We start from the raw sequence: 12,277 nt of genomic DNA, 5'->3' as shown, positions 1-12,277 counted from the left end.
TTTATGCTGTTTTGATCGATTTTACAGGATTCATGAATGCTGTTCTTATCGTTTGTATACTGATAGTAAAAAATGCTATAATGAGCGCTGCCAGTCCAACGAGGATAAATAACCACCATTGGATTTGGATACGATAAGCAAAATGCTGTAGCCAGGTACTCATAATATACCAGGCCATTGGGCTAGCAATCACAATGGCAATAGCCACCAGTTTCAAAAATCCTGCTGACAGCAGGGTAACAATACTGCCTACAGAAGCACCCATTACCTTGCGGATACCTATCTCCCTGTTACGCTGCCCGATCACCAGTACGGCTACTGCAAACAAACCCATACAAGAAATAAGGATGGCCAGTACAGCACTACAAACAATAATGGTCGCTAACCTGGCCTCAGCTTCGTACATCCGGTTTACATTCTCATTCAGAAACGAACCTTTAAAGTCTCCCTGTGGCACCACCGCTCTCCAGGCCTTCTCCACAGCTGCCATTGCACCCGGCAGGTCAGCGGGTTTTACCTTTACAAATATAGCTGCTGCCCCCAATGAAGGCGTTAGTTTCAATGCCAGGGGGCCAATCCCCTGACGCAGTGATTTAAAGTTAAAGTCTTTTATAATTCCAATAATCTGTATTTGCTGTCCGTCGAACTCAAAATGCTGACCTATCACATCCTTTCCGCCATCTAATGTCGCCGCCAGCTTTTCATTCACGATCACCGTATTGGAGTCAGCCCCGTATGACCTGGAGAAATCTCTGCCAGCCACCAGCTTTAGTCCTAATGTTTGCAGATAATCATATTCCACCGGTACCCATACCGCTTTTGCTTCATGTCCCTTAAAGTCAAAACCTACTTTCCAGGTAGATTCCCCACCAGCCAGGCCAGCTCCCAGGTTCATGTAAGAGGCGGTGCTGGAAATAACATGTGGATCTCCATTCAGTTGCTGTTGTATACGAGCCAGTACTTTAGTAGCATCTACATTGCCCGTTATCGGAACACTGATCACCTGCTCTGTATCAAAGCCCATAGGCCGGGTACGGAGGTAATTAAGCTGTTGCCAGAGGATAGCCGTAGAACTGATAAGTAATACTGCCACCACAAACTGCACGATGATCAAAGTGTTTCTCAGGAAACCACTTTTGCCCAGGCTCATTTTGCCTTTCAGCACTTCAATCAGGTTGGTACGGGCCACCAGCCATGCAGGATAACCGCCTGCCAGTACTGTTACAAAGAAGAAGGCGACAATCGTCCAGCTTATCAATTTTACATTCAATAAGATGGAAAAGCTCAGGTGATAACTGAATAAACGGTTGAAAGCAGGTAACAGCAATGCTCCCAAAACAAGACTGGCAATGAATGCAACTGTACAAACAATCAGGGCCTCACACCAGAACTGCATAATAAGTTGATTACGTACTGCTCCCAATGCCTTCCGCAACCCTATCTCCCCTGCCCGGGTAAAAGATCTGCCCATACTCAGATTGATGAAATTGATGCTGGCAGTACCTACAATCAGCAGCGCCATGATCACCAACATCCAGGGATAAAACGGGTTGATTCCCCCTCCTGTATTCCCCTCTTCTCTGAAATGCATATCTGCCAGGGGCAAAGTATGCATAGATAATAATTTGCCATCAGCACCAGGCGTAACCCCATTCTCCTTCATGCTGCTCAGTTTATTGGTCCTGTAGCGTTGAATGACGTCATTCATTTGCGTTTCCAGCATAGTAGGGCTGGTATGAGGCCGCAGCTGTACAAATACCTGGTAAGCCTGGTTATCCCAGGTATTAGGATCCGGTAACGCAGATATTACATTCTGAAAACTACAAAGCACTTCAAAACTGATACTGCTATTACGTGGTACATCTGCCATTATACCTGCAATAGTGAAAGGCTGCAAATGATTATTCATGTTAATCTGCACCAGCTTGCCAATGGGAGATTCCCCAGGGAACAATTTGTCTGCAGCCTTTTTAGTAATCAAAATATGACTGGCCTGCCGCAATGCATTTTTATCTCCTTCCAGCACAGGGAAACTGAACATAGAAAGAAAAGCAGGATCTACGAAATTTACTGACAGGTCCAGTGATTTCTCTTTGTAAGAAACGGCTTCATAATCCCAGGCAAAACGGCTAGCCGCCTGCACTGCACTACACTCCTTTTCAATGGTAGGTCCAAATACCGCAGCATGACTACTATTATTTTGCACGCTTCCATCTACCATACGTTCAGCCGTATATACCAGGAAGACACCATTTTTATTTGTGTGAAACTGATCGTAAGACCATTCAAAATAAGCCGCAATACCTAAGAGAAAGGCAACACAAAAGGCGACCGTCATTCCCACAATATTAATCGCAGAAAAAACTTTCTGACGCATCAGGTTGCGCCATCCTATTTTTATATAGTTATAGAACATACCCTTGTTTAATTTATTCGGTTCTCATTGCTTTTGCCGGATTGGCCAAAGCTGCATTGATTGTACGCATGCCAACCGTCATCCATGCAATGGTTAAAGCCCCTCCTATCGTGAGTAAAAATATATTCGCCTGTAATCCAATTCTTACATTGAAAGTGGCCAGCCATCCCTGCATAAACCAGGCAGCTATCGGAGCCGCAATGATAAAACCTACGATGACCAGCAGCGTGAATTCTTTTGATAATAATACCAGCACATCCATCACAGAAGCACCCAGTACCTTCCGGATGCCTACCTCTTTTCTGCGCTGCACCACCATGAGAGACACAAGCCCATATAATCCCAGGCAGGAAATAAACATCGCTACAAAAGCAAACAACCTATACATAACAGATAACTGTATTTCCTCCTGGTAAAAATCTTTTAGCAAATCATCCATAAATTCATATTCATAGAGATAAGCCGGCCAGGCCATTTTAAAGGTCTTTTCCATGGCCGCCATCGCTGCCTGCAGCTGGTCCGGATCGATCTTTATATTCAGTGTACGATACCAGGATGAGTTGTTCATTAATACCAGCGGTAATACTGGTTCCTTCAGGCTATTCGCCCTGAAATCCTTTACTACACCAATAACAAGCCCTGATACCTGGTCATCAAAGAATGCCATTCGCTTACCCAGCATATCAGCAGACTGGGGATAACCCAATTTCTTTGCAAGCGTTTCATTCACCACAAAACCATTGGCAGTATCCGCAGCAGTATAATTACTGCCCGCTATCAGCTGCATTCCATAAGTGTTGACGAATGAGTGATCCGCAAATTTTAAATCCACATCCAGATCATTGATCGTACGTCCTTCGAACCTGAGTCTGCTGAACCAACCGCCATAACTGGAGGCTGGTGTAAAACTGAAGCTCACATTTTTAATACCTTTTGATTGTAACAACTGATCACGGACAAATCCGAATTGTTGTACTGAAACACTATCCTTTGGTATAGACACCGTCACAACGGCTTTCTGATCAAAACCCAGTGGTGCATGCAGCACCTTGTTCATCTGGCTCATCACCACCAGCATACAAATGAGCAGTAACTGTGCTACCGCAAACTGCAATACCACGAGTACTCTTCTGAATAAAAGATGGGTATTTATCTTCGCACCTTTTAGTGCATTGACCGGATTGTATCCTGATAGAATGAATGCCGGATAAGCCCCAGCCAGCAAGGTGACAGTAAGTAATAATGCAACTATAAAGAACACCAGGTCAGTAGTAAACAATTTCAGCACGGGCAGCTGCATCATTCGACAGACTTCAGGCAAACAGAATTCACCAATCACTAATCCCAGTATCAATGCAAACAGGGAAATGACAAACGTTTCTGCCAGGAACTGTATCATTAATTGCTTTCTACCACCACCCAATGCCTTGCGCACGCCCACTTCGCGGGAACGGGTCACTGCCTGCGCTGTAGCAAGATTGATAAAATTCACACTCCCTATGATCAACAAAAACACAGCTACCAAAATCAATCCACTGATCATCTTCAGGCTGAACACCGCATTGAAATTGCGGAACCGTGTATCCATAGGTATGGTTGACAAGGGCTGTAATTGCAATTGTTCATTGCGATGTTCCTGTGGTTTGTATCTCTTAATCAATTCAGACAGCAATGCATTGCCATGCACTTCATCCATACCAGCAGGTAATTTCACCAATACATTATGTGCTTCATTGACCGACAACCAGTCATTCTCCTTCAACTGCGGTAACAAAGTAGCATAAGAGATCGCCACGCCGAACGGGAAATCAGTATTTACAGGCAGATCATCAAGAATACCTGTTACCCTGATTATTCTTTCGTTATTATGATTGAATGTTTTTCCTATAGCCGCCTCCCAGCTACCAAAATATTTCCCGGCAATACTTTTCGTCATCACACCGGTACCCGGTGCTGACAATGCCTGTTGCGGATTGCCATACAGCCATTTAAAATGTAGAATTTCAAACACTGATGGTTCTGTATAATACACCCGATCCCGCTCTCTGAATTTCTTGTCATCTACAATGATCACTCCATCCGTCTGACGAATCGCACCTACATTTTCCAGTTGCGGGTAATCCTTTCTCAAAACAGCAGGCAGGGGGAAAGGCACCCCCATAAAGAATTCAGTGCCACTGGTATTTTGTGTGGCTGACACCACTCTGTATATCCTTTCCCGATCCCGATGAAAATTATCAAAGCTGAGTTCAAAATATACCACCCTATATATTAACAGGCATGCAGCTATAGCCAGTGCCAGACCAACAACGTTGATACCTGCGTAAGTTTTATGACGTACCAGGTTACGGATTGCTATTTTGAACCAGGTACTCATTCTGTTCTCAAAGCTTTAACAGGATCCAGACTGGCCGCCCTGAAAGACTGAACACTGACTGTTACAAGTGCTATCAATACTGCGAGCAGTCCGGCTATACCAAACATCCACCATTCAATGTGTATGCGATAAGTATAATGTTGCAACCAGTTATTCATAATATAAGCTGCGATTGGCGATGCAATCAGGATAGCAATCAATACCGGTTTCAGGAACTCTTTTGACAACAACAACATTACCTGTTGTACACCAGCTCCCATTACCTTGCGGATCCCTATTTCCTTCTTACGCTGTTCCGCCGCAAATACTGAAAGGCCTAGCAACCCAAGACAGCTGATCATGACAGCCAGTGATGCAAAGATGTTGATCGCTCTGCCCAGGAATTTTTCATTATCATATTTCTTCTGGTAGCTCTCATCCACAAACGAATAGCTGAAAGGATAATCAGGATTCATTTCATGATATACTTTCTCCAGCTTCTTCATAGATGCCTGTAAAGAAAGTGAAGGATTGAGTTTAAAGGTCATCAGGCCCCGCCACTCAGCATTGTAAGTAAAGATCATAGGGCCTATTGGCTTATAGGACTTATCTGACACGAAGTTTTTTAAGATACCGGTAATGATACGCTGTTGACCATTGTAGCTAATGATCTGGCCCAGTGGTTCTTTCAGGTGCATTTCCTTTACCGCGGTTTCATTCAGCATGATCCCCATGGAATCATTTTTACTGAGAAAGTCGCGCCCCTGCAGCACAGGAATACTAAATGTAGCAGCAAAGTTGGCCGCCGTTGCAATCACCCCAAATGCTTTCTGATCCCCTCCATCTTCCATCCCCGGCCATTTAAGCCCCCAGGAAGTACTACCACTATTTGTGATCTGGTCGTTGATAATAGTTCCTTCTACAGCAGCCCCCGAACCAATTACCGCATTCCTGAATACTTCATAATTATCATATAACTGTCCTTCCAGCTGAATATCCACCAATCCTTTAGTGTCATACCCAATTGGTTTGTGCTGGATATAATAAAGCTGCTGATATATAATGATTGTGGTAATGATGAGTGCCACAGCAAGTCCAAACTGAAAGACGACCAAAACCTGCCTGGACAGGAAATTACCTTTGATCTTATTAGCACCTCCTTTCAGAACTCTAATTGGTCTGAATGAAGAAAGGTATAATGCAGGATAGCTACCCGCCAGTAAACCCGTTACCAGCAATAAACAAGGTAGGCTTAGCCAGAATATTTCCGGCGCTGTCGCTAATTTGAGTGAACTATTTGCAAATGTGTTGAATGCAGGCAGCAAGGTCCATAACAGTAATAAAGCCAGTATTGCAGACAAGACGACCAATATCAGCGACTCTCCAAAAAACTGGAGGATCAGTGATCTCCTGTTGGCACCAATCGCCTTGCGCACCCCCACTTCACGCGCCCTGCGCGCTGCCTGAGCTGTACTCAGGTTCATAAAATTCACACAGGCAATGAGCAGGATACTCAAAGCAAGTATAAGAAAGAGACGTACAGTTTCTATTTCCCCACCAATGATCTTACCATCTCTGATCGCGCCATATAGTTTCCAATCCTTTGCTGCATGCAACATAAGAGTCGTAGTCATATTTGACTTAGCTTCCGTTTGCAACATATGCTTCAACTTACTTTGCACAGGAGCAAGCGAAGTATTGGGATTTAGCAATACATAAGTTCTAAAACCAAAATTGCCCCAGGTATTATCTTTCACCCATTGCTCCTTAGCCTCATATAATAACCAGCCACAAAGGAAATCAAACTGTATAGAAGAATTATCCGGAGGATCATTGACGACAGCACTCACCACCAATGGATCATGTGCATCCAGCTTTACGATCTGTCCAATAGGATTTGCCTCCCTGAACAATTTACGGGCAGTACTCGCGGTCAATACAATTTCATTCTTCTCATGCAATGGTTTTGCATTCCCCTTTATGACAGGAAAGCTAAAAATATCCAGGTATGGAGGATCTATAAAACCACCTTTCAATTTAACACTGGTTTCGCCCGCCTGCAACAGGTGATCAAAAAAATAACTGGCCCTTGCAGTTGATTTAACCCCAGGTATCGTTTTTTCTATTGCAGCAGCCAGGGGCGCAGGCGTAGTCCATACTCCGGCTTCGGCTGTCAATACCTCATAAATATTATTTGTATTCGCATGAAACTTATCAAAACTAAACTGGAAGAGTACATACAGTATTAGCATAAAACTAATGGTCATACCTATTGCCAAGCCCCCAATATTGATCGCAGAGAATAATTTATTACGCCATAGGTTGCGCAATGCAATCCTGATGTAATTCCTAATCATAACAAACGGTTTAAAATTGAATAAAAGGAAGGGCTGGTCAATACCGGCCCAGGTTTCATTTTGAACTTGTCATTTTAAAACGTAACGACTTTAATATCTTTATTCAGTTCTTAATGATTTACAGGGTTAGTCATTGCAGCTTTCACTGATAAGTATAAACAGTGGTTTAAACGTGAAACTGTTCCTTGATGTTTTCAGTAACAACTTTACCATCAAACAGGTTAATGACACGGTGTGCAAATCCTGCATCATAAGGGCTGTGCGTTACCATGATCATCGTCGTACCGGCATCATTCAGCTCCTGCAACAGTTTCATTACTTCTTCACCATTGGTAGAATCCAGGTTACCGGTCGGCTCATCCGCCAGGATCATTTTAGGTTTTGCAACTACTGCACGGGCAATGGCCACACGCTGTTGCTGACCACCGGATAACTGTTGTGGAAAGTGATTGCGGCGATGCATAATATTCATACGTTCCAGCACTTCTTCCACCTTCTTCTTACGATCGCTGGCAGGCACTTTCAGGTATAGCAGTGGCAATTCCACATTCTCAAATACAGTCAGTTCGTCGATGAGGTTAAAACTCTGAAATACAAAACCAATAGACCCTTTTCTCAATTGTGCACGTTGTCTTTCACTCATTCTCGCTACTTCATGATCCCAGAAATGGTATTCTCCACCTGAAGGATTGTCCAGCAAACCCAGGATGTTCAGTAAGGTAGACTTACCACAACCTGAAGGACCCATGATGGCAACAAACTCACCATCTTTTATCTCCATGTTGATCCCATTGAGCGCAGAAGTCTCAATTTCTTCAGTGGTAAACATTTTTTGCAGATTAACTGTACGTATCATTGGTGTTATTTTGATTAAGTTAAAATACTAATACTTCTTTATCTCCGAAATTCTCATAGGATGAAGTGATCACCTGCTCCCCTTCCTGCAAACCTTCGAGAATCTCAAAGAACTGCGGGTTTTTCTGGCCCAGGGAGATGTTACGTTTTACAGCGCGTTTACCACTTTTATCTACTACGTATACCCAGTTACCACCGGTGTCAGAAAAGAAACCTCCTACAGGTAACAGCAGAGCAGCTGAAGATTTACCTAATTCGAGGCGGATAGGAGAGGATTGTCCTCTGCGTATACCTTCAGGAGTTTCTTTATCAAATTTCAGGTCTACATTGAAACGGCCATTCTTTACTTCAGGATATACTTTCAGGATAACCAGCTCGTAATTCTTGTTATTGAATTCAAAACCGGCTTTTAAACCTGAGAATACCCTGGATATATAATGTTCATCTACCTCAGCCCTCATCTTGAAACCATTCAGGTCATCGATCTGACCAATATTCTGGCCTGCCAGAATACTTCCCCCTACTTCTGCATCTACTGATGACAGCTGTCCGTCAATAGGCGCTTTCAGTACCAGGTTGTTCAGGTTATCCTTCATCATCTGGAGGTTACGCTGTGTACGCGCAATGGTAGATTCCAGTCTTTCAATCTGGATCCTGGCATTATCTTCCTGGAATTTCTGGCTTTCGAGCTCGATCTGTTTTTGTTTTACCAGCCTGTCATAATCCAGTTTATACTTGATATAATCCTGGCGGGCTACGATCTTTTCGTCTACCAGTTGTTTGTTACGATCATACAGGTCCTTTGCCTGATCAATGTCGTAATCCAGTTTGGACAAGGTCTGCTGCATGGTGAAACGGTTCTGCTTCAGTGACTGCCTGGTATTTTGCAGTTCATTGATCAGGCGGTATATTTCAGTTTCATGGTTTACAAACTCCATCATCATATTCTGGTTCTCGAGGCGGAGAATGCTATCTCCCTTTTTCACCATACTACCCCCTTCCAGGTATTTCTGGCTTACATACCCCCCTACGATCGCATCAAGACGGATCGTCTTCAAAGGCAACACCACTGCTGTAACAACAATATATTGGTCAAACGTACCCCGGGTAACTTTAGAAATAGTGATCTTGTCCTTCTCTACATTTAATTTAGAGCGGTGATCGGCAAAGATTAGGTTATAGATCAGCAGCAGTGCTACAACTGCGCCTCCACTTACCAGGGTGATCCTTTTCTTTGACCAATATTTCTTTTCTATTTTTCTATCCATAGGTGAATGTGCTAAACTTGCATTCCGAATAAGACAACCGGCATGCCAAAGCCGGAAACCCTTTACCAGTAAAGCATCTCACAGCATCAACCGCTATTAAAACGTCCTGTACCGCACACCGTTCGTTCAATTCCGGACACTTTCCATGAATCCGGCACCAGTGCTGCCGAAAACCGAAATCTTTTTATAATATTGCCAGTGGCCACATCCGCAGTCGTTTGCCCTTATTACTTATTGTCGGGAACATTGTTTGCGGAGCTCTATCAACTTTATTTCTTATTCGAATTGCTATGACTACGACGACACTGCCTGGTAAAATACTGATAGTTGATGATGATATGGATGTATTGCGCGCAGCACGTCTCCTGTTGAAACGCCATTTCGGGCAGGTAGATTTTGAACGCAATCCCCAGAAGATACCCTACCTGGTATCTAATTTTGAATATGACGTGATCCTGCTGGACATGAACTTCACCCGTGACCTGAGCAGTGGTAAGGAAGGGTTTGAATGGCTGGACAGGATCCTGGATCTTCAGCCCTCTGCCGCTGTTGTAATGTTCACCGCCTATGGCGACGTGGAAATGGCAGTAAGGGCTATCAAGGCCGGGGCAGCGGATTTTGTGCTGAAACCCTGGGAAAACGAAAAGCTCCTGGCCACCATGCAGACCGCTTATAATAAAAAGCACCAGCAAAAAGAAAAGGTAGCCCCCCCTGCACCTGTTAGCAATAATAATAGCGCTATCATAGGCAACAGCCCGGCCATGCTGGCGGTATTAGATACTGCCGCAAGGGTGGCCGCCACCGATGCCAATGTACTCATACTCGGAGAGAACGGTACCGGAAAGGATATGCTGGCCAGGCACATTCACCAGCTCTCCCATCGTAGCGCCCACCCTTTTGTGAGCGTAGACCTGGGAGCGATCAGCGAAAGTCTCTTTGAAAGCGAACTGTTTGGCCATGTGAAAGGTGCCTTTACCGATGCCCGCGAAGACAGGGTCGGCAGGTTTGAAGAAGCTAATAAGGGAACCATCTTTTTGGATGAACTGGGAAACATCTCCCCCCCACTACAAGCAAAACTTTTGACCGTACTGCAAAACAGGGCAGTGACCAAAGTAGGCAGTAACAAAGCCATCCCGGTAGACGTACGATTGATCTGCGCCACCAACCGCAACATTCAGCAAATGGCAGCACAATACCTGTTCCGCCAGGATTTACTCTACCGCATCAATACGATCGAAATCCAGCTACCCCCTCTCCGGGAAAGACAGGAAGACATTATAGGGCTGGCAGAACACTTCCTGCAACTCTATAGTAGCAAGTATAAACGCCCGGTAAATAGTCTGCACGAATCCCTCATCCAGCAATTATTACAATATGACTGGCCGGGGAATATCCGTGAACTGCAGCATGCCATGGAGCGGGCAGTCATCCTTTCCCAGGGCAAGGTATTGCAGGCAAAAGATGTATTCGTAAAAAATCCCGTACAGGAAACACAGCTGAACACCGGCTATAACCTGGAGGAAATGGAACGCAACATCATCACCCAGGCCATGAAGAAATGTAATGGCAACATCACGGAAGCTGCCAGGGAACTGGGCCTGAGCAGAGCAGCCCTGTACAGAAGACTGGAAAAATATAATATCTAAATGAACGGGTTCAGTATCAATATATTCCTGCGCATCCTCCTGCTTACCGCCAGCACTATCGCGGGTGTGGAAGTATGGCGATTACTGGGTCCAATTCCGGGCCTGGCCATCATTGCCCTGATCTGCCTGCAGATCTATGGAATGTATTATTATATGAACAGGATCAACCGGAAACTCACCCTCTTCCTGGAGTCCATCCGTTACGAAGATTTTTCCATCCGCTTCAGTGCTGATAATAAGATGGGTAAAAGCTTTCAGGCCCTCAACTACCAGTTCAACGAAGTGCTGGAAGCCTTCAGGCAAACGAGGGCAGAAAAGGAAGCGAACCTGAAATACATAGATACCATCGTACAGCATATCAGTATCGGGGTATTATCTTTCGATGCGGAAGGGAGGATCGAATTAATCAACCCTGCGGCTTTTCGCCTGCTGGGTATTTACCGCCTGCGCAATATTGCGGAACTAAAATCGGCACATCCTGATTTACCCGAATTACTCCTGCAGGTGCACTCCGGCAACAAGATCCTATATCGTACCCGCAATGAACAACAATTGTCGATTCATGCAGCAACGGTACGATTACAGGGGCGCCTGGTAAAACTGATCTCCCTGCAGAACATCCATGCGGAGCTACAACAAAAAGAGCTGGAAGCCTGGCAGAACCTGACCAAGATTCTCCGGCATGAAATCATGAACTCCGTTACACCGATCGTATCCCTCATCAGCACCATGCAGGATATTATAGAGCAGGACATTGCTTCGGACAGCCACCAGCAGGAAGCCATCACTGACCTGATGGAGGCATTGGAAACAATCAAGAGCCGCAGTAAGGGCATCATGAACTTCGTGAATGCATATAGAGATTATACGACCCTGCCCAAGCCACAGTTCACGGACGTCAATATCAAAGAACTGCTCACGGTGGTCAGCAATCTCCTGCAATCAGACCTTAAACAGGCGGGCATCTATTACCAGTTCGAAGTAGATTCAGCAGGTGCAGAAATTCATGCCGACAGTGCCCAGTTACAGATGGTGCTGATCAACCTGATCAGGAATGCGATGGATGCCCTGGAGCATACCGCCCGTCCTGAAATAAAGATCACCGCGATCATGACTACCCACAACCAGGTTTGCATTGCCATTGCTGACAATGGGCCGGGTATAGATGCAGATGCAATCAATAAAATTTTTATACCTTTCTATACGACGAAGCGTAAAGGCAGTGGTATTGGCCTAAGCCTCTCCCAGCAAATTATCCAGTTGCATGGCGGTCAATTGAAAGTAGATAGCACCAGTAATAATGGCACAACATTTAATGTGATCCTGACTACGGTGTAAATTGATTTCATTATTAAAGCATGAAACGACGGTTACTGTTG

The 12,277-nt window shown here is 44.7% G+C and carries 7 protein-coding genes; 2 read left to right on the top strand and 5 right to left on the bottom strand.

Annotated features, from left to right (window positions below; genetic code table 11):
• Window position 1: 1 nt before the first annotated feature.
• The 5 genes from U0033_RS22420 to U0033_RS22400 form a co-directional block, all read right to left on the bottom strand.
• On the bottom strand, window positions 2–2,416 hold the full coding sequence (locus U0033_RS22420) for an ABC transporter permease (protein WP_072362818.1): 2,415 nt from the start codon (window positions 2,414–2,416) through the stop codon (window positions 2–4).
• A gap of 13 nt (window positions 2,417–2,429) precedes the next feature.
• On the bottom strand, window positions 2,430–4,793 hold the full coding sequence (locus U0033_RS22415) for an ABC transporter permease (protein WP_072362817.1): 2,364 nt from the start codon (window positions 4,791–4,793) through the stop codon (window positions 2,430–2,432).
• A complete protein-coding gene (locus tag U0033_RS22410) occupies window positions 4,790–7,129 on the bottom strand; it encodes an ABC transporter permease (RefSeq protein ID WP_072362816.1) in 2,340 nt (779 codons plus the stop codon). The genes U0033_RS22415 and U0033_RS22410 overlap by 4 nt, the downstream gene beginning before the upstream one ends.
• A 166-nt stretch (window positions 7,130–7,295) precedes the next feature.
• Window positions 7,296–7,985, bottom strand: a complete 690-nt coding sequence (locus U0033_RS22405; protein ID WP_072362815.1) for an ABC transporter ATP-binding protein — start codon at window positions 7,983–7,985, stop codon at window positions 7,296–7,298.
• A 19-nt stretch (window positions 7,986–8,004) separates the two neighbouring features.
• Window positions 8,005–9,252 (bottom strand): efflux RND transporter periplasmic adaptor subunit, encoded by a 1,248-nt coding sequence (locus U0033_RS22400; RefSeq protein WP_072362814.1) that lies wholly within the window; start codon window positions 9,250–9,252, stop codon window positions 8,005–8,007.
• Between the two features lie 290 nt (window positions 9,253–9,542).
• On the opposite strand from U0033_RS22400, the gene U0033_RS22395 reads away from it, so the two are divergent.
• Window positions 9,543–10,898, top strand: coding sequence for a sigma-54-dependent transcriptional regulator (locus U0033_RS22395; protein ID WP_072362813.1), 1,356 nt, complete (start codon window positions 9,543–9,545; stop codon window positions 10,896–10,898).
• Window positions 10,899–12,236 carry a sensor histidine kinase gene (locus U0033_RS22390; protein WP_072362812.1) on the top strand — a complete coding sequence of 446 codons (1,338 nt, stop codon included), beginning with the start codon at window positions 10,899–10,901 and terminating at the stop codon, window positions 12,234–12,236. It abuts the gene before it with no gap.
• The last annotated feature ends 41 nt before the right edge of the window (window positions 12,237–12,277 follow it).

The sequence above is a fragment of the Chitinophaga sancti genome, from assembly GCF_034424315.1.
GTDB classification, from domain to species: domain Bacteria; phylum Bacteroidota; class Bacteroidia; order Chitinophagales; family Chitinophagaceae; genus Chitinophaga; species Chitinophaga sancti.
This window is presented reverse-complemented; position numbering and strand designations above follow the sequence as displayed.

Coding starts and splice junctions, on each gene's coding strand:
- U0033_RS22405 (WP_072362815.1), bottom strand. CDS start 7,985: ATGATACGTACAGTTAATCTGCAAAAAATGTTTACCACTGAAGAAATT.
- U0033_RS22395 (WP_072362813.1), top strand. CDS start 9,543: ATGACTACGACGACACTGCCTGGTAAAATACTGATAGTTGATGATGAT.
- U0033_RS22390 (WP_072362812.1), top strand. CDS start 10,899: ATGAACGGGTTCAGTATCAATATATTCCTGCGCATCCTCCTGCTTACC.
- U0033_RS22410 (WP_072362816.1), bottom strand. CDS start 7,129: ATGATTAGGAATTACATCAGGATTGCATTGCGCAACCTATGGCGTAAT.
- U0033_RS22420 (WP_072362818.1), bottom strand. CDS start 2,416: ATGTTCTATAACTATATAAAAATAGGATGGCGCAACCTGATGCGTCAG.
- U0033_RS22400 (WP_072362814.1), bottom strand. CDS start 9,252: ATGGATAGAAAAATAGAAAAGAAATATTGGTCAAAGAAAAGGATCACC.
- U0033_RS22415 (WP_072362817.1), bottom strand. CDS start 4,793: ATGAGTACCTGGTTCAAAATAGCAATCCGTAACCTGGTACGTCATAAA.